General features: G+C 67.0%; 11 protein-coding genes and 1 pseudogene. 2 read left to right on the top strand and 10 right to left on the bottom strand.

Going from position 1 to position 18,113, the window contains the following annotated elements; translation table 11 throughout:
* Positions 1 to 100 precede the first annotated feature (100 nt).
* The 4 genes from ACTWOL_RS34875 to ACTWOL_RS34860 all read right to left on the bottom strand — a co-directional run bounded on the left by ACTWOL_RS34875 (position 101) and on the right by ACTWOL_RS34860 (position 5,884).
* Positions 101 to 1,546, bottom strand: a complete 1,446-nt coding sequence (locus tag ACTWOL_RS34875; protein WP_474300900.1) for a carboxylesterase/lipase family protein — start codon at positions 1,544 to 1,546, stop codon at positions 101 to 103.
* 565 nt (positions 1,547 to 2,111) lie between these two features.
* A complete protein-coding gene (locus ACTWOL_RS34870; RefSeq protein WP_474300899.1) occupies positions 2,112 to 2,618 on the bottom strand; it encodes a hypothetical protein in 507 nt (168 codons plus the stop codon).
* A 405-nt stretch (positions 2,619 to 3,023) separates the two neighbouring features.
* On the bottom strand, positions 3,024 to 4,031 hold the full coding sequence (locus tag ACTWOL_RS34865) for an SMP-30/gluconolactonase/LRE family protein (RefSeq protein ID WP_474300898.1): 1,008 nt from the start codon (positions 4,029 to 4,031) through the stop codon (positions 3,024 to 3,026).
* Positions 4,032 to 4,063: 32 nt separating this feature from the next.
* Complete coding sequence (locus tag ACTWOL_RS34860) at positions 4,064 to 5,884, bottom strand: amidohydrolase (RefSeq protein ID WP_474300897.1); 1,821 nt, start codon at positions 5,882 to 5,884, stop codon at positions 4,064 to 4,066.
* 102 nt (positions 5,885 to 5,986) lie between these two features.
* Here ACTWOL_RS34860 and ACTWOL_RS34855 point away from each other — a divergent pair.
* Together ACTWOL_RS34855 and ACTWOL_RS34850 are read left to right on the top strand one after the other, a co-directional pair.
* A pseudogene (locus tag ACTWOL_RS34855) lies at positions 5,987 to 6,178 on the top strand (helix-turn-helix domain-containing protein); the annotation flags it as partial.
* 42 nt (positions 6,179 to 6,220) lie between these two features.
* Complete coding sequence (locus ACTWOL_RS34850; RefSeq protein WP_474301321.1) at positions 6,221 to 6,865, top strand: substrate-binding domain-containing protein; 645 nt, start codon at positions 6,221 to 6,223, stop codon at positions 6,863 to 6,865.
* A 100-nt stretch (positions 6,866 to 6,965) separates the two neighbouring features.
* On the opposite strand, the gene ACTWOL_RS34845 is transcribed toward ACTWOL_RS34850, so the two are convergent.
* The 6 genes from ACTWOL_RS34845 to ACTWOL_RS34820 form a co-directional block, all read right to left on the bottom strand.
* The gene (locus ACTWOL_RS34845; protein ID WP_474300896.1) at positions 6,966 to 7,475 is read right to left on the bottom strand and encodes a YceI family protein; all 510 of its coding nucleotides are present in this window, start codon (positions 7,473 to 7,475) and stop codon (positions 6,966 to 6,968) included.
* A gap of 501 nt (positions 7,476 to 7,976) precedes the next feature.
* Positions 7,977 to 10,274, bottom strand: coding sequence for an ATP-binding protein (locus ACTWOL_RS34840; protein ID WP_474300895.1), 2,298 nt, complete (start codon positions 10,272 to 10,274; stop codon positions 7,977 to 7,979).
* Positions 10,275 to 10,801: 527 nt separating this feature from the next.
* The gene (locus ACTWOL_RS34835; RefSeq protein WP_474300894.1) at positions 10,802 to 12,088 is read right to left on the bottom strand and encodes a PP2C family protein-serine/threonine phosphatase; all 1,287 of its coding nucleotides are present in this window, start codon (positions 12,086 to 12,088) and stop codon (positions 10,802 to 10,804) included.
* Positions 12,089 to 12,420: 332 nt separating this feature from the next.
* The gene (locus tag ACTWOL_RS34830) at positions 12,421 to 13,023 is read right to left on the bottom strand and encodes a response regulator (protein WP_474301320.1); all 603 of its coding nucleotides are present in this window, start codon (positions 13,021 to 13,023) and stop codon (positions 12,421 to 12,423) included.
* A 5-nt stretch (positions 13,024 to 13,028) separates the two neighbouring features.
* Positions 13,029 to 17,216, bottom strand: coding sequence for a HAMP domain-containing protein (locus tag ACTWOL_RS34825; protein ID WP_474300893.1), 4,188 nt, complete (start codon positions 17,214 to 17,216; stop codon positions 13,029 to 13,031).
* Between the two features lie 45 nt (positions 17,217 to 17,261).
* Positions 17,262 to 17,906: an ATP-binding protein gene (locus tag ACTWOL_RS34820; RefSeq protein ID WP_474300892.1), complete on the bottom strand. Its 645-nt coding sequence runs from the start codon at positions 17,904 to 17,906 to the stop codon at positions 17,262 to 17,264.
* Between the last annotated feature and the right edge of the window lie 207 nt (positions 17,907 to 18,113).

The raw sequence follows: 18,113 nt of genomic DNA, 5'->3' as shown, positions 1-18,113 counted from the left end.
CCGGGACCCGAGAGCGGGCCCCGGCCGGCCGGTCACCCCCACACGTGCACGACACATCAGGCGCGCTCATCCGTGGCGGGGTCGTTCATGTGAGGGGCTTTCAGCACAACGTGAGGGGATCGATGCCGTCCCAGGCCCGCCGTCGTTCGGTGGGCAGGCGGTCGTTCTTGAGGTGCGGTGTCACGTCGAACGACATGGTGGCACGGTTGCGGGGGCTGAACTCCGGCCAGCGAGGAAGGGCCCGAACCCCGGGGTTGCCCCTCCGGGCGAAGGAGCTGAAGGAGTCGACCATCACGTCGGCAAGGCGTTGTGCGCGGGCGGGGTCCGCTCCGGTGGCCAGACGCTGCGCATCGGGGGCGCCGAAGGTGAAGGAGACGTCGGAGCCGTGCAGGGCGCCGCCGGCGCTGGCGTCCGCGTAGTCGAACGTGTACTGCCATACGCGCGCGCCGGCGCGGTGGGCGTATTCAGCCAGCCAGATCGAGGGCATCTGCACAAAGGCGCTGCCCAGCAGGTCCATGCGGGGGTCGCGGCCTGCGCTGGTGGTGTCGGTGTAGGTCTTGAGCAGGCGGTCGAATCCCTTGTCGCCCGCAGCATGACGGAGGATGAAATCCATCTCGGATTTCCAGCCTCGGTCCTCGATGTAGTCCCGGTCGCAGGTTCCTATCAGAAGATCGACATTCGGGGCGACGCGGTTGAGCGGGTGGGTATGCAGCACGACATTGTCGACGAGCGGGTGGAAGGGCTCGGAGAAGACCTCCGCTCCCTCGTCGACCTTGCGTGCCGCATCGAGCAGGTCCTTGGCCGGCACGTCGATCAGTTTGCCCGCCTGGTTCTGGCCGAGCCCGAGTACGCGCAGGATCGCGTGAGTGGTGGCTTCGTTGCCCTGCTGCATGACGGTGGGCCGCGCTCCCCCGCTTTGCACAATGGCCCGGTGGAACAGGCCCTTTGCAGCGGGCGTACCGAGCAGGACGCCGATGGACATGCCACCGGCGGACTCCCCCATCACGGTGACGTTGCAGGGGTCGCCGCCGAATGCGCCGATGTTGGCCCGGACCCAGCGCAGCGCCTCGACCTGGTCCAGCAGGCCGCAGTTGCCCGATCCCGGGCGGTCCGGCTGGTGCAGGTAGCCGAACGCGCTGACCCGGTAGTTGATGGTCACCAGCACAACGTCGTGCCGCTCTGCGTATGCGGTCCCGTCGTAGTAGCTGCCCGCGCCGCCGCGGAATCCCCCTCCGGTGATCCACACGATCACCGGCCGCCGGCCCCGGGTCGAGCGGGACCACACGTTCAGGAACAAGCAGTCCTCATCCTGAGTGCCAGGGCCCATGGCGAACTGCTGCAGCGGTCCGGCCGCGAACTGGGTGGCGTCCCGCTCCCCCGTCCACGGCTGCGTCACCGGCCGCGGCGGAGCAAACCGGTACTTGCCGGTCGGCGGCTCGGCAAACCGGACCCCTTTCCATACCGAGACACCGCCCTCCCTGCTGCCACGCAACGACCCGAGCCGGGTTCGCGCGACCACCGCATCGTCACGGCGCGGTCCGCGCACCGGCCGCTTCGGTGCGGAGGCTCCTGCCGACCCCGCCATGCCGGACCCTGCCACCAAGCCACCCGCGACCGCAGCAGCCCCCAGCCCAACCGCCTGCCTGCGACTAATCCCCACTATGACAAATCCTTTCTGTCCAAGCCTCGTTCGGCTTCCGTCGGGAACCCTTTGCTCGACGACCTGCAATTCGCTTGAGATCGTCCCAAAACCGTGAATGTTCCCGGTTTCTATTCCTGAGGGTCGACGTCCTCAGATTAAAGAACCCAATTTCTTTGCGAAATGACACGCCGTCGACGCCATTCTTAAGGAAGCATGGTGCGTGGGGTTCGGATGGAGAAGGGTACAACTACCTGCTTCGATACCTGGACGGCCACGGCGGCTTCGCCGATTGCGCCGGTCCCAGTGGATCCGCCTCCATGGCGGGACCACTTCCCGGCAGTTCGGCCCAAGGGCGGTTGACGGGGTCACAGACCAGCAGAGCTGCGACCCCGTCAACTCATACGCAGGTGAAGCAGCCAAAGGCGTACCGTGCCCGTGCGGGTCCGCGCGGCCTGACTGCCGAGGGTAACTACTTGCCGACAGCCTGGATTTCGGAGATCAGAAGCGGACTGTACGTGGCGCTCGCTTTGATCACCTCAATCCTCTTGTAGTTTGCCGTTGAGCTGACCTTGCACGTCATGCGGTCACTGGTCTCGATGGCCGCCCCGGTCCTGATGCCCGACTCATTTACCGGGCAAAGTTCGGACCAGACGTCTGTGGTGCTCAGCAGTCGAATCTTGATGTCCTTTCGCATGTCCTTGTCATCGAGCGGGACCCCGGCCTTGGTCGGGAACACCAGGCGAACCTCGGACAGTTGCGCAGATGCCACATCCCTCGGGCTCACGGCAATGAGGTTCCCGATTGCACTGTAGCCTGCAAAATAGGTGGCCAGGTTGCCGTCGACTGCCTTGGGCGGTGCATATGCGGGGGCAGACGGGCTCCCATTCACAGCCTTCAATGCGATATTGCCGGCCGCGTTCGCGGGCAGCGACAAGAGTCCGGTCAGCGCCGCTGTGGCAGCAGCAACCACTGTCACTGAGGCACCCCGGGCTGCGGCTCACCTTGCCGGACTTCCGCTTTTCGTGCATCTTCCAACTCCTTGATGAGTTCACCAACCGAGCATCTCGCTCTCCCGTAGCTGACGTGACGACTCCCAAGAGGCCCGTCGGAGAGCAAGTGCTTTGACACCACGCAGACTTGATGCCGCTCAGAAGTCAAGCAAGGAGCCCAGATGTGGGGAGCCGTTGAACTACCCCCACCTCTACGCGTCACGTCCCGTTGCCCTGGGCAGTACCTCAACTCCGCACGGCGGAAGGGGACTCGTATGTGCGCTTGTGGGCACCGACGGGGGCCGTGTCAGTGGGCCAAGGGCTCGGTGTTCCGAGTCACCGTCGGGTGCGCATGGTTTCGCATCGGAATGCCGCCCTGGCCGATTGCGGACTCAATGGGATCGCCTGGAAGTGGTGGTCACCCGGAAGGGCAGTTGGGGCGGCTCGGTGCCCGTGACCGCGGCAGGGCTGCCGAGCGAGTCGAACTGCGAGGAGACCACCAGCAACTGCCCGTGATGAACCGCAACCGCGGTCGGGAACATGTAGTTCGGGTCGGTGTAGGTCCGGCGTGGATCCGCTGCGGTGTAGTCCTCGTTGAACGACAGCGCCACCACGTTCTCGGGGAGGTTCTGGGCCGCGTAGAGGCTGTGGCCCTTCAGGAAGAGCCCGTCCTGGGTCTTGAGAACCCCTTCGGGTACGCGCACCTTGCTGACCTTTTTGTCGGCCAGCGAGATGCGGTAGAGGGCGTTCTCGTTGCGCTTGGAGACGATCAGGTACCGGCCGTCGGGTGTCGCGACGATTCCGTTGAGGTTGATGCCGGCAGCGCCACTCGCCTTGACGTAGGTCAGCGGCGTTCCCTCGAAGTTCATGAACGTGGAGAGGGACATCTGGTTGCCGTGCCAGGTGATCCGGTACAGCCAGGGGTTGACCGAGTCGGTGACGTAGGCCGTTCCGTCCGGGGCAATGGTCAGATCGTTGAGGAAGGTGCCCGTGGCGCCCAGCCCGTTGTCGACCGTGGACAGGAGGGCACCCGTGCGCGTGTCATAGCTGCGGATCGTGCCACGCTGGCGGGAGAGCACGACCAGCGTGTCTCCGCGGAGCGTGAGGCCGTTGGCGATGTCGCGGCCATCGGCGTTGGCAGGGGAGAAGATTTCCGTATGTGTGCTGCCCACGCGGCCGCGGTAGATGGTCCCGTCCTTGACCGAGCCGACGTAGTAGACACCGGTGCGGTGGTCGACGGCGATGCTCTCGGGGAAGACCTGCTGTCCCGGCAGGGGCGTCACGCTGGTCCGGTTGGTCGTGCCGGAGTTGACGTCGTGTGCGGCGGCAGGCTGGGCCGTCCCCGTGCCGAGGAGGACGGTGACTGCTGCAGCGGACAGCAGTGTTGATCGGATGTGCATGGTCATCATTTCTGTTCGTGTTCGTGGCGGGTTCAGAGAGTGTTGGTGCCGAGAGCGATCGGAGAGTAGGCGGGGAGCGCTTCGGGCAGGGGCGGGTTCAGTTTTCTGTGCTCGGCCTCCGCGTGCACGATGCGGCCTCCGACCAGGGTGAGAACCGACGTTGTGTCGGGTATGCGGGATTCGGGCACGGTGAGGAAATCCTGGGAAAGGACTGCCAGGTCGGCGAGTTGACCAGGCTTGATTCGCCCCTTCATGTGCTCCTCGCCGGACATCCAGGCGCTGCCGACCGTCATGTGGTGAAGGGCCTCTGTCCGGGACAGTCTCTTGCCGGCGGGATACATGGCGAGGCCGCCGACCGTCTTTCCCGAGGCGAGCCAGTACAGTGCCGTCCAGACGTTGTCACTGGCCACGCGGGTGGCGTCGGTGCCCACGCCGACGGGGACGCCGGCTGCGATCATGCGCCGTACGGGCGGGGTGTTCAGTGCGGCCGCCTCGCCGTAGCGCCGGATGAACTCTTCCCCTTGGAAGGCCATGCGGTGCTGGACGGAGATTCCACCGCCGAGGGCCGCGACCTTGTCGATGTTCTTCTCCGAGATCGTTTCGGCATGGTCCAGGATGAACCTGACTCCGGGGCCTTCGGCGCCGTACACCTTCTCGATCACGCCGAGGAAGCGTGTGATGGACTCGTCGTACGTCGCGTGCAGCCTGAACGGCCAACGGTGCTCTGCGAGAAAGCCGAGCACACGGCTGAGGTCGTCCTCCATGCGAGCAGGGAGTTCGGGACGCTGTTGAGCGAAGTCCTCGTAGTCCGCGGCGGAGAAGACGAGCATTTCTCCGGCGCCGATCATCCGCAGCATCGGATCGCCGTCCCCGGGAGTCACCAACGAGGCGATGCGCCGGAAGTCTGCGAGCTCGTCACCGGCTCGCTGTGTGAAGGTGTGGTATCCGATGCGTACGGTCAGGTCATTGCTGTCGTGCAGTTCCTGGATCACCCCGTACTTGTCCGGGAATGTCTGTCCGCCGCCGCCTGCGTCGATGACGCTGGTGACACCGCGCCGGTTCAGATGTCTCATGTAGAGCCGGGTGGAGACGCGTTCCGATTCCGGGTCCAGGGTGGGGAGTTTCGCCAGTGTCGAGTAGAGGATCGTTGCGTTGGGCTTGGCGATCAGCATGCCGGTGGGCCGGCCGGCGGAATCGCGTTCCACTTCGGAGTCGGGCAGGTTGGGTGGATTGAGGTCGTAGCCGAGGATGCGCATGCCCGCCGCATTGACCATGGCGCGGTCGTACAGGTGCAGGAGGAATACCGGAGTGTCTCCGGAAGCGCGGTTGAGTTCGGTGAAGGTGGGAAGCCGCTGCTCCGCGAACTGGAAGCGGGAGAACCCTCCGACCACGCGCACCCATTGAGGGGCGGGGGTGCGCTGCGCCTGCTTCTTGATCAGAGCGAGCGCCTCCCGTACGGAGGTCACTCCCTGCAGCGACAGCTCATTGGTGTAGGCGAGTCCTTCGCGGATGAGGTGCGTGTGCGAATCGTTCAGCCCGGGAATCACCCGTCGTCCGCGCAGATCGACCGTCTTGGTGCAAGGGCCTGCCAGCCGGCGGATGTCGGCGTCGCTGCCGACTGCCGTGATGCGCCCGCCGGTGACCGCGACGGCTCGTGCGGAAGGCCGGGCCGGATCGAGTGTGGTGACCTCCCCGTTGTGCAGTACGAGATCGACCTGCTCTGCGGACGCGGCGTGTGCCGTCCCGGAACCGATGGCGGGGGCCGTGGAAAGACCGGCTGCGGCGACCACGGCCCCGGCCCCCTTGACGCCCGTCACCAGTGCCTGCCGGCGTGTGAACCCTGTGTGACTCATGCCCACCATGCAAGCCGACTCCGGGCCGCGACGGGATCACAAGATCGTCGATGAATCATTCGCAGAGTTTGCTTATGCAGGCTTAATGCTACGGTTTTTCTTATGGTTGACGGCCCGAGCTCACCGGAGCTGATCGCTCTGCGCACGTTCCTCGCCGTCTACCGGTCCGGTGCGGTCGGCAGAGCGGCTGAGCTGTTGCACTTGTCGCAGCCGGCCGTCTCCCACCATCTCCGCACGCTTGAACAGTCTTTGGGGCGCCCCTTGTTCGTGAGGGCGGGTCGGGGCATCAGGGCAACCGGAGCCGGTCATGCGCTTGCTGCCGAGATCGGCGGACACGTGGACGCGCTCGGACGTGCGGTCACATCTTTGCGCCAGGCAGACGACGGCACGGCGGGGCCGGTGTTCCTCGGATCGCCCGGCGACCTTCTGGCGGAGATGGTGCTCCCGAAGGTGGGCGCCCTGGTCGAGCATGGGATAAGCCTGCGCTGCCGTCTGGGACTTCCTCATGCGCTGATGGAGGAGCTGCTGGCCAACCAATTGGACATCGCGGTGCTTTCCAAGATCGAGGGCGCTCCGAAGAAGGACCTGCATCTCGTGCTCTGGCGCACGGAGGAGTTCGTGCTCGTCGGACAGGCGGGCGCTGCGCCTTACGCTCCGCACGACAAAGGCCGGACCTTCGTCGGTTACGCGGAATCCATGCCCATGGCGCGCCGCTACTTCCGTCTGAACTGGAACATCGCTCCGCCCGTGCCCGCCGTCACGGTGCCGGACATGCGCGCTGTCGTGCGTGCGGTGGAGGCCGGGGTCGGCCTTGCTGTCGCTCCCCTGTACCTGGTCGAGCAGAGCATCGAGCACGGCATTCTGGAAGTCCTGCACAAGCCGTCCCAGCCGGTGACCAACTCTCTCTACCTTGCGACCCGCAGGGGGCACGAAGCCGTTCCCCGCGTGCGATCGGTTCTCTCTCACCTTCTGGGGTCATGAGGGTTCGCGGCGCGCCGTGAGACTCGGGCATCCCCGGGGGGCAGGCTCCTTCGGCAGGACGCGGAGCCTGCGGGAGCAGGCGATTGACGAGCGCCGCCGTTCAGTCCGCCACGAATCGGGTGACGAGTGTGACTGCGGCGGGGCCCGGGGATATGCCGCCCCTACTGCGAGGCATGCCGAAATTCGTCCGCCCGATGGGTAGTTGAGCCGCGAGAGTGACGGAGTCCGGGCCGTACTCGATGGCGCGGGCGGTGAAGTCAAGCTCCTGCGTGATGCCGCGGATGGTCAGACTGCCCGTGATCTCTACCGTGTCTCCCGTGCCCGGAACAACACGGCGGGCGGTGAAGGTGATGCGGGGGTGCCGTTCCGCGTCGAAGAAGCGGGCCGAACGCAGGCGGGTATCACGTTGCGCGATCCGCGTGTTCAGTGACGCGGCGTCGATGGTGAGTGTTCCATGGGCGGAGCCGTCGGAAAGAATCTCTCCATTCCCGGTCATCCTGCTGAAGGTGCCCTTGACTGTGGCGAGTCCCCACATGGTTTTCTGCTGGAGGAGAACCGACGAACCGGCTGGGTCGAGCCGCACGTGGACGGAGTCGCTGGTATCTGGCATGGCTGGCTTTCTTGTCGTTCCGGACGGGGACGGCCACGGCCGGGGTCCGGGCGGAGGTGATGGCCGTGAGGGGCCTGGATGCGTGGTCGGGCACGGGGTGGATGCGGATACACGGGAGGCCATGAGGGCCGGCCAGGACACCTCGGTGCTCGGCCGGGTGGTGTCTCCTGGTGAGTGCGTCAACTGGTCTCCGTGTATTCGGCGGTGCGGAGCAGTTTCGTGCGCGGATCGCGCTGACGGGAGCGAGAAGTTACGCGCCCCGGTACGTGTCTTTGGGGCTCTCACCTTGGCGGCGGCAGCCTGGCCATGAGCTGGGCGCGTTCGCGGGGCCACTCGCGCTGGTTGCGGCCCCGGATGCCTGTCGGTCGTTGGACGTGGCAGCGAGGCGGCGATGCTCCGGTATGCGTCAGTGGCTTCACACCGGCAGGTCGAGCGGGGTGGCGAGCCGACGCGGTGTTGCCCCCGCCGTGGAGACGGGGGCGCGTCTGGGTTATGGGGGGCTCAGAGCCCGTTGGTGGCCGCCCAGGCGGCGATCTGGGCACGAGAGGTGAAGCCCAGTTTGGTCAGGATGTGCTCGACGTGTCCTTCGGCGGTGCGCCGGGAGATCGTCAGCTTGGCCGCGATCTCCTTGTTGGTCATTCCTTCGGCGACCAGATCGGCGACCTGGCGTTCACGGCGGGTCAGGGGCGCGGAGGCATCCTGGGCGGGCGGCAGACCGGGAACGGAGGGCTCTTGCAGGGCGTAGGCGACGGCCTGCTCCAGGATGAGCGCCCGTCCCGCCTCGCCTGCCGCGTCGAATGCGGCGGTGCCCAGTTCGCCGCGCAGGTGTGCCTCGCATTTTCGGTGGCCGGCCTGCAGGTGACCGAGTCCGGTGAGTGCGGATCCGGCGACCTGCCATGTCGCGTCCGCCGCGCCCATCAGTGTCGCGGCCCGCTCGCCGAGTCCTTCGGCGGCCGCACACCATCCCAGTACCTCCAGGCACTGGGCCACACCCCATTGGTCGTGGGACAGGGGCTTGTCCTTGAGAGCGTCACGCACCAGGGTGTCGGCCCGCTGGTACAGCCCACGACGGTAGTGGTCGAGGCCCAGGGCCCACCGTGCATGCGTACGCGACCACTCGGCGCCGTGCGCCTCGCACAGGGCCAGACAACGCTCGGCGTGCAGTGTGGCATCAGGGTCGTCGAGATTGACGCAGGCGGTGGTGAGCATGAAGGCCATCACAGCGGCGTTGCCGTCGTCTCCGGCAGCCTGGTGCCGGGCGAACGCCTCCTCCAGCAGCGCAATGGCCTTGGGAAAGTCCGCCTGGAACAGGGCCACCAGGCCCGCGAGAGTCACCGTGATCCGGATCAGGTCCGGGTGCTCGCCCAGGGCCGACACCATGGCCTGGCACTCCTCGACCCGCGTCCGTGCGGTGCGGATGTCGCCCTGCAGCACGGCCAGCAGCCCGTCGGTAAAGAGCGCTTTGGCCCGGGACGGGCTCGGCTCGTCCTCAAGGGCGAGGGCACGGTCGAGCCACTGGCGGCCTTCGCGGAATGACCCGAAGCCGAGCCGGTGGATCCACAGGGAGGCCGCAAAGCCCATCGCCGCCCGCGCCTGGCCAGGCTCACCGATGGTGAAGGCAAGGGCCGCCTGTAGGTTGGGATGCTCGCTGCGCAGCCGGGTGAACCAGGCCATCTGCTCCGGGCCGAACCACTCGGTTTCGGCCTGCTCGGCCAGGCGCCGGAAGTGGTCACGGTGCCGCTGGCGCAGCATGTGCTCCTCACCCGAGGCTGCCAGCTGTTCCCGCCCGTACTGGCGCAGTGTGTCCAGCATCCGGTACCGCATCCGCGTGCCGTGCTCCTCGCAGGTCAGCACGGACTTGTCGACCAGGCCGGCGATCAGGTCGAGGACGTCGCGGCGTTCGATGCCGTCGCCGGAGCAGATCTGTTCGGCCGCTTCCAGATCGAAGCCGCCGGACAGCACCGACAGCCGTGCCCACAGCAGGCGCTCCTGGGGCGTGCACAGGTCATGACTCCAGTCGATCGCCGCCCGCAGGGCCCGCTGGCGCGGCAGGGCGGTCCGTGGCCCGGCGCTGAGCAGCCGGAAGCGGTTGTCGAGACGTCTGAGAATCTGCGTCGCCGACAGGGCCCGCATCTGCGCTGCCGCCAGTTCGATGGCCAGCGGCAGCCCGTCCAGCCGGCGGCAGATCTCATCGGCCACCGCGGCGGTCTGCGGGCTGAGCGTGTAGTCCGGCCGCACTGCAGCGGCACGGTCGGCGAAGAGAGCCACTGCCTCGCACTGCTCCGCGGGCACCACGGGCCCGGACAACGTCAGCGGCGGCACGGGGAAGATGTGCTCCCCGCTCACCGTCAGTGCCTGACGGCTTGTCGAGAGCACCTGCAGCTGGGGACCTGCGGCCAGCAGGGTCGTCACCAGCTCGGCGCAGGCATCCAGTACGTGCTCACAGTTGTCCAGTACGAGCAGCATCCGCCGGCTCGCCACGTGGTCCACGAGGCGGGGCAGCGGATCATCCATGGCTTCGTTACCGAGCCTCAGTCGAGCAGCCACGGTCTGGGCGAGCTGGTCCCCGCTCTCCAGCGCGGCCAGCTCCACCAGCCACACGCCACCGGGAAAGGACCGCCGTACGTCGGCGGCGGTCCGCAGTGCCAGCCGGGTTTTCCCGATCCCGCCGGGCCCGGTGAACGTCACGAGCCGGCCTCGCGACAGCAGTGATCTGGCCTGGGTGAGCTCACGCCGCCGACCGATGAACCGGGTCATCTCAGCCGGCAGCGTGCCCGCTTCCTGTACGTGACCGCCCATACCCCGCACGCTAGACAGCTCTGGCGCGGCAGGCAAACAGGCGCAGGGAACGGTGAACGGAGGCCACAGGCTGCGAGGCCTGAGCGGAGCCGCTGTTTGTCCGGGGTATCCGCTTCTGACCACCACCCCCACCGGGCGAGACCCACACGTACCGCCGTTCCTGCCGCGATGGGATCCGTCGGTCCCGAAAAGTCGCGGACGGCAGCCGACGGACAGGTCCGCTTCGCTTCATCGGTCCGATGCGTGCCCGGACGCCCGGGTACAGGGCGGCTGCCGTCGGTCTTCTCTTCACGCAGATGGCGCTGCTTCCTCGGCCGGGTTGTCTTCGTGGGTGCAGGCACTCGCCCACCGTGCGAAGGGAGGAGGGGTGGAGCACGGCGGGCGAGCAGCGGAGGGGGCTCCACAGAGGACAAGGGTGCCGAACCGCGGCGAGCCGTACATCACGGAAGCTCCGTGAGAGTACGTCCCCGTCGGTTCCCCGGGCGCGAGGGTGAGCAGGAAGACCGTCCGGCTCACCTCGGGTAGGGTCAGGTGGGTTGGAGTACCAGCAGGGCCAAGTCGTCCTGGAGCGGGGTGGTTGCGAAGGCGTGCACACGGCCCCGGATACGTTCGGCGATGCCCGTTGCTCCCATTCCGGCACATTGGCCGAGCTCATGGGCCAGTCCGTCGTCGTCGTCGAACTGCCGTGTCCCGCGCCGTCGTTCTGTGACGCCGTCAGTCACGCACAGCAGGGTGTCGCCGGGTTCGAGGGTGAAGCTCTGGCTTTGGTACGTGGTGCGGTCCATGACTCCGAGCAGTACCTGGGGCTCGGTGACCGTCCGTACCTCGCCGTCGGGTCTCAGAAGCAGGGGCAGCGGGTGCCCGGCGCTGGCGAGCCGGCAGCAAAAGCCGCCGCCGTCGGCGGTGGGGCGGGGAACCAGTTCTCCGTAGAGGAGGGTCAGTGAGGGTGTGTGCTCTTCCTCTTGGTGGCCGGGCGAGTTGCCGGACGCGGTTGTTTCCGCTTTCACCGTGCTCTCGGCCACGATCCGGTTGAGACGGTCGAGTGTCGCGGCCACGCCGTAGCCTTCTTCTGCCAGCACCCGGAGCAGGGGTCTGATCGAGCCGGTGACGACAGCTGCCTGTGGTCCGTGTCCGCAGACGTCTCCGAGCGCGAAGCACCACCGTTGTTCCTCTGCCTGGGCTTGGAAGATGTCGTAGAAGTCGCCCCCCGCCCACATTCCGTCACCTGCCGGTTCGTAGACGACGCATCGGTCCATGCCGGGGATGGGCGGAAGGCCGGCCGGCAGGAGCCCTCGCTGAAGAATCCGGCTCGTGTTGGCCTGTTGTGTGTAGCGCCGGGCGGTGACGACGGCCATGGCCACCCGCCGTGCGAGGTCGCCCACGAGCACACTCACCTCGTCCGGCATCGGCTCGCACGGGCCTTCCCGTCCCAGGACCAGCGTGCCCACGGTGGATCCGGCCGCGATGAGCCGGCAGGCCCACGTGGCGCCTTCAGGGTGTCGTGTGTGTGTCCGTGCCGCTGCGTGGGGAGCGGTCCAGGGCACCGGCTCCGGCCGGGCCCCGGCCGCGCTCACCAAGCCGGGGGTGTCCCTCTCGAGTGCCTTACGCAGTTCCTTGATGCGGTGCTCGCGCGCATGCCACACACGGGCGAGACGGGGCGGTGCGGCCGTCGCGCGCTCGCCCGGTGCGTTGAGCCAGAGTGCGCACCAGTCACCGAGCCGCGGTATGAGGATCTGTGCGGCCAGGGAAACGACCCTGTCTTCGTCGAGCTGTCCGGCGAGCAGGTCGGACGCCTCGGCCAGGAAGGCGAGCATGCCGTGCCTGAGGTGGTCGGCGCCGGTCCCGAGCGGCGTGGGGCGGTCCGGGGCCGGTGTGCTGGGGTCTGCCGGGAGCTTCTCCGGCGGGAGAACCCTTGTGAGCCGTGTGAGGACCGGCCGCCCCCGGTCGCATACGGCGGGTGCGGACCGGTCGGAGCGCGCCGTTGGTGTCCTCTCCGCCGGCTGAGCCGACCGGAGAATGCGCCGCTCGCCCCTCTGTCGCACGAAGGCCGCCGTGCCCTGCCGGCCTGTGTGGTCGGCGGGATGCGAGCCGTCCGTCCAGTCCGTGCCCGCAGGAGTCGGCTCTGCTTCGTTGTTCGGGGGGCCGTTCACGCTTCTCGTCCGGTTCGATAGCACGACGATGTGGGAGGCGTGCCTTGCATGTCCTGCAGGGCGTCCTCGAGGAGCGCGATGTCTCGTCGCAGCCTCTTGACGTCGGGGACACTGCTGGCAGCCAACTGGCCCTCGATCTTCGCCAGACGGTCGCTGAAGGCGTCCATCCGCTGGAGGTCACGTGCATGCAGTTGCTGCAGACGGCGGGTCTTGTGGTGCAGATCGAGGAAGACGGCCACCTTGGCACGCAGCACCCAGGGATCGAACGGCTTGGTGAGGTAGTCGACGGCTCCGGTGGCGTAGCCGCGGAAGGCGTAGTCCACGCTGGTGGTCGCCCCGGTGAGGAAGATGATCGGGATGTCTTTCGTCTGGTCCAGCCGTTTGATGTGGAGTGCCGTCTCGAAGCCGTCCATGCCGGGCATCACGACGTCGAGGAGGACGACGGCGAATTCTTCTCGCAGCAGGGCTTTCATCGCTTCTGTACCGGAACGGGCTCGTACGAGCGACTGGTTCAGGGGGGTCAGGACCGCTTCGAGGGCGATGAGGTTGTCTTCCATGTCGTCGACGAGAAGGATGCGTGCGGGGTCGGGGGCGGTCATGCCGGTCATGACACCGGGTCCGTCTCGTCGTCGGGGTCGGTGCGGGAGTTGTCGGCCTCGCCCGCCGGCGGCTCGGGGTGCGGGGCCTCGTCTTCGTGTGTCGCAGGGTGGGGAATCTCGGGCGCTTCCGCGGCCACCAGGTCGCAGGCGACGTTGAGCAGTCTGTCCAGGTCGACGGGTTTGGGTACGTACTGGCTGGCGCCGTGCCGGATGGCCTCGTCACGGTCACCGGCCATGGCTTTGGCGGTGAGGGCCACGATGGGAAGGTCCGCGTAGCGGGGGACGTCGCGGATCTTCTCGATCGTCTCGTAACCGTTCATTTCGGGCATCATGATGTCCATGAGTACGAGCGTGACGTCGGGGTTGCGTTCCAGGAGTTCGATTCCTTCGCGGCCGCTTTCCGCGTAGACCACCTGGACGCCGATCCGGCCGAAGACGTGTGTGAGGGCGAAGGCGATGCGCACGTCGTCGTCGACGATGAGAATGCGGTTGCCGGGCAGGATCCGGCCCGGGCGGCCGGATCTCCAGTTGTCGACCCGTGTGGCAGCGGGCCAGTCGTCGTTGGCGTCCAGGCCGGTGCCGCTGCGTTCGCTCGCCAGGGTGCTGCTGCGGTATGAGGGGTGGTACCCGTCGTCCGCCGGGTCTGCTTCCGGCTCGTCGGCGGGGTCGTGGCCGGGGCAGACGACCGGCACGTACAGGGTGAAGGTGCTGCCCCGGCCCGGCTGGCTTTCCGCGGCGATCCTGCCGCCCAGGAGGTTGGCGATCTCGCGGCTGATGGACAGACCGAGACCGGTGCCACCGTACTTGCGGTTGGTCGTGCCGTCAGCCTGCTGGAAGGCCTCGAATATCACGGCGAGCTTCTCGCCCGCGATACCGATTCCCGTGTCCTCGACACTGAAGGCGATGACGTGGTCGTCGTGGCTGCCTGGGAGGTCGGCGACCTCGACACGCAACTCCACCCGGCCCTGCGAGGTGAACTTGACCGCGTTGGAGAGCAGATTGCGCAGGATCTGCTGCAGTCGCTGCTCGTCGGAGTAGAGCTCGGGAGGCACGCCCTCCGCCGTGGTGATCTTGAAGTCGAGTCCGCGGTCCGCGGTGATCGGCCGGAAGGTGTCCCGCACGTAGTCGAGCAGTTTCGCCAGCGGCAGCTTCTTGGGCCGTACGTCCATACGGCCTGCTTCCACCTTGGACAGGTCCAGGATGTCGTTGATCAGCTGAAGCAGGTCGGAGCCCGAGCGGTGGATCGTTGCCGCGAACTGCACTTCCTCGTCGCACAGGTGGCCTTCCGCGTTGTCAGCGAGCAGCTGGGCGAGGATCAGCAGGGAGTTCAGTGGTGTGCGCAGCTCGTGGGACATGTTCGCCAGGAACTCCGACTTGTACTGGGAGGAGGTGGCCAGCAGGGCGGCCTTCTCCTCCAGTTCGGCGTTGGAGTTCTGCAGCTGGACTTGCTGGCGCTGCAGTTCGTCGGAGCGTTCCTGCAACTGGGTGGCCAGGCTCTGGGATTCGCTGAGCAGGGCTTCGGTGCGGGAATTGGCGATGATGGTGTTGATCGCGACACCGATGGTGTTGACGAACTGGTCGAAGAAGGCGAGGTGGACATCGGAGAAGCGGGAGAACGAGGCGAGTTCGATGACACCGAGCACGTTTTCCTCGAAGAGGATCGGAATGATCACTACGCTGACCGGATAGGCCTCTCCGAGCCCTGAGTTGATCTTGATGTATCCGGAGGGTGCTTCTTCGAGGAGGATGCGCTTCTTCTCGAGCGCGGCCTGCTGGACGAGGCTGTGGCCCGGCATGCCGGGTGTGTCGACGATGGCGCCCTGCCCGGCTCCGTAACCGGCGATGTAAGCCAGTCCTTTGGCCTGGTCCACGGGGGGGTAGGTGCGGTCGCCGTCGCTGTTGGAGTCGGCGAGGAAGAAGGCACCGTACTGTGCGTTGACCAGGGGGGTGAGTTCTCTCAGGATGAGGTCGGCGACTTCCATGAGGTCGCGGTGCCCCTGCATCAGGCCGGCGAGGCGGGCGAGGTTGGACTCGAGCCAGTCCTTGGCCCGGGTGGTCTCTCTGAGGTTGGAGACCATGAGGTTGATGTTGTTCTTCAGCTCGGAGACTTCGCCCTGGGTTTCGACCGAGATGGAGCGTGACATGTCGCCCTGGGCCACGGCGGAGGCCACTTCGGCGATGGCCCGGACTTGTGTGGTGAGGTTGAGGGCCAGCTCGTTGACGTTGGTGGTCAGTCGCTTCCAGGTGCCGAAGACGCCCTCGACGCGGGCCTGGCCGCCGAGCTGGCCTTCGCAGCCGACTTCCCGGGCGACACGCGTGACCTCGGAGGAGAACGAGGACAGAGTGTCCACCATGGTGTTGATGGTGGACTTCAGTTCCAGGATCTCACCGCGTGCGTCGACGTCGATCTTCTTGGACAGGTCGCCGTTGGCGACGGCGGTGGCGACCTGGGCGATATTGCGGACCTGGGAGGTGAGGTTGTCGGCCATGAAATTGACGTTGTCGGTCAGGTCCTTCCACACACCCGACACCCCCCGCACCTGCGCCCGACCACCGAGACGACCGTCCGTACCCACCTCACGCGCCACCCGCGTAACCTCATCGGCGAACGCCGACAGCTGATCCACCATCGTGTTGATGGTGTCCTTCAGCTCGAGGATTTCACCGCGTGCGTCGACGTCGATCTTCTTGGACAGGTCGCCGTTGGCGACGGCGGTGGTGACCTGGGCGATATTGCGGACCTGGGAGGTGAGGTTGGAGGCCATGAAATTGACGTTGTCGGTCAGGTCCTTCCACACCCCGGAGACATCCCGCACCTGTGCCTGGCCACCGAGACGACCGTCCGTACCCACCTCACGCGCCACCCGCGTGACCTCGTCCGCGAACGCCGACAGCTGATCCACCATCGTGTTGATGGTGTCCTTCAGCTCGAGGATCTCGCCTTTGGCCTCGACGGTGATGGTCTTGCCCAGGTCGCCGTTGGCGACGGCGGTGGCGACCTGGGCGATATTGCGGACCTGGCAGGTGAGGTTGTCGGCCATGAAATTGACGTTGTCGGTCAGGTCCTTCCACACACCCGACACCCCCCGCACCTGCGCCCGACCACCGAGACGACCGTCCGTACCCACCTCACGCGCCACCCGCGTAACCTCGTCCGCGAACGCCGACAGCTGATCCACCATCGTGTTGATGGTGTCCTTCAGCTGCAGGATCTCGCCCTGTGCGGTGACAGTGATCTTCTGGGACAGGTCGCCGTTGGCGACGGCGGTGGTGACCTGGGCGATATTGCGGACCTGGGAGGTGAGGTTGTCGGCCATGAAATTGACGTTGTCGGTCAGGTCCTTCCACACACCCGACACCCCCCGCACCTGCGCCCGACCACCGAGACGACCGTCCGTACCCACCTCACGCGCCACCCGCGTAACCTCATCGGCGAACGCCGACAGCTGATCCACCATCGTGTTGACCGTCAGCTTCAGTTCCAGGAGCTCGCCGGTGGCTTCGACGGTCACGGACCGTGTCAGGTCACCGCGGGCCACCGCGGTGGTCACCACGGCGATGTCGCGGACCTGCGCGGTCAGACGTGCGGCCATGGTGTTCACGGCATCGGTGACGTCACGCCAGCTGCCGGCCAGGCCCTGGACCTTGGCGCGGCCGCCCAGGCGCCCCTCGGTGCCGACTTCCCGGGCCACCCGTGTCACTTCGCCGGTGAAGCGGGAGAGCTGGTCGACCATCTGGTTGACCGCCCGGCCAAGGCACCGCAGATCGCCGTGGAGGGGCCGGACGCCGTCGTGCAGATCCATTCTCTGGGTGAGGTCACCGCCCCTGACTGCGTCCAGCACACGGGTGGCGTTGGCCGTGGGTGCCACCAGTGCGTCGATGAGGGTGTTCGTCGCGTCCACCGTCGCGGTCCAGGCGCCGTGGCCGGGGCTCGGTGCGAGCCTCTCACTGAGCCGGCCATGAGCGATCACTTCCCGGCGCACGCGACTCATCTCCGTCACGAAGTGCTCGTTGCGGTCGGCGATCTGGTTGAAGATTGCTGCGAGTTCACCGACGGCTCCCTCACCGTCGACCGGCAGCCGGCGGCGGAAGTTGCCGTCACGCAGCGCGGTCATGGCGGCGAGCAGCGGGCCCAGGTCGGCCGTGTATGTCGGAGCACCATCAGGGTGTGGGAGAAGAGTTTCGGCAGTCATTGCAGTTCACCGTGGGGGGCATCGGAAGGACTCGGGGCGGGATTTTCACACGTGGCTCGATGCGCTCACGCTCGGCTGTTGCGCAGGTGCCCGTGGTGACCAGCCCGCTTCTTCCGTGCCCCGGCAGGGGCAGTGTCCCGCCTGGCGTGGGCAAAGACCGCGTCCGCCTGACCGCATCCGGTCACCGGCGTCGCCGGGCGCAGGTCGTGGCAGGCTGAACCACACCGTTGTGCCGCCGCTGTCGCCCACAACGCCGTATGCATCGGCAAGCACGCGTACCAGCAGCAGGCCGTATCCGCCTGAGGGCAGGTCGTCGACGGCCGTTCCGTCCCCGACCGGCGTGCGTTCCAGGTCGGGACGGCCCCCGCTCTTGCTGCCGACACATACGGTGAGGGAGTCGGGCTCCAGCAGCATGTCCAGCGTCAGGGGCCCCTTGGCGTGCCGGTAGACGTTGGTGACCAGCTCGCTGACGAGCAGCATCAGGTCGTCACCGTCAGGCTGCAGGCCCCAGACGGCAAGCTGCTGGACCACGCGTGCCCGCGCCTCGCGCGGCGCGGTGTGGGTTCCCGCCTGGGACCACGTTTGCCTGGCCATACGAGGAGAGCCGTCAGAGCCGCGGTCCATGAGCGCTTCAGGGCTCATGCCACGGCCGGCGTCCTCGGCCTGGTCCGTTTGCGTATGGGTCGCCATGGTGACCTCCCGGGCGCACTTCACGCCGCGGTATCGGTGACCGGGAGAGAGCCAGAGGGTGGTGGACGTGCCCGTGCCTCGGCGACTGATCAGCCGCCTGAGCGGGGGCGGTGCCGGATGAGCCAGGTTCTGGCAGTTCTGCTGTCTCACAGCCGTACCGCCAGGGGCACTGGCGCAGTGTGGCCCTCGCCCGGTTCTCTGTGTTCG

The sequence above is a fragment of the Micromonospora sp. IBHARD003 genome, from assembly GCF_056106285.1.
Note: the sequence above shows the minus strand (reverse complement) of the source record. Positions and strands in the feature narration are given on the sequence as shown.

Excerpts from the sequence above, each read along its gene's own strand:
- ACTWOL_RS34825 (WP_474300893.1), bottom strand. The coding sequence starts at position 17,216 with ATGACTGCCGAAACTCTTCTCCCACACCCTGATGGTGCTCCGACATAC.
- ACTWOL_RS34840 (WP_474300895.1), bottom strand. The coding sequence starts at position 10,274 with ATGGGCGGTCACGTACAGGAAGCGGGCACGCTGCCGGCTGAGATGACC.
- ACTWOL_RS34860 (WP_474300897.1), bottom strand. The coding sequence starts at position 5,884 with ATGAGTCACACAGGGTTCACACGCCGGCAGGCACTGGTGACGGGCGTC.
- ACTWOL_RS34865 (WP_474300898.1), bottom strand. The coding sequence starts at position 4,031 with ATGCACATCCGATCAACACTGCTGTCCGCTGCAGCAGTCACCGTCCTC.
- ACTWOL_RS34820 (WP_474300892.1), bottom strand. The coding sequence starts at position 17,906 with ATGGCGACCCATACGCAAACGGACCAGGCCGAGGACGCCGGCCGTGGC.
- ACTWOL_RS34835 (WP_474300894.1), bottom strand. The coding sequence starts at position 12,088 with ATGCTCGCCTTCCTGGCCGAGGCGTCCGACCTGCTCGCCGGACAGCTC.
- ACTWOL_RS34830 (WP_474301320.1), bottom strand. The coding sequence starts at position 13,023 with ATGACCGCCCCCGACCCCGCACGCATCCTTCTCGTCGACGACATGGAA.
- ACTWOL_RS34845 (WP_474300896.1), bottom strand. The coding sequence starts at position 7,475 with ATGCCAGATACCAGCGACTCCGTCCACGTGCGGCTCGACCCAGCCGGT.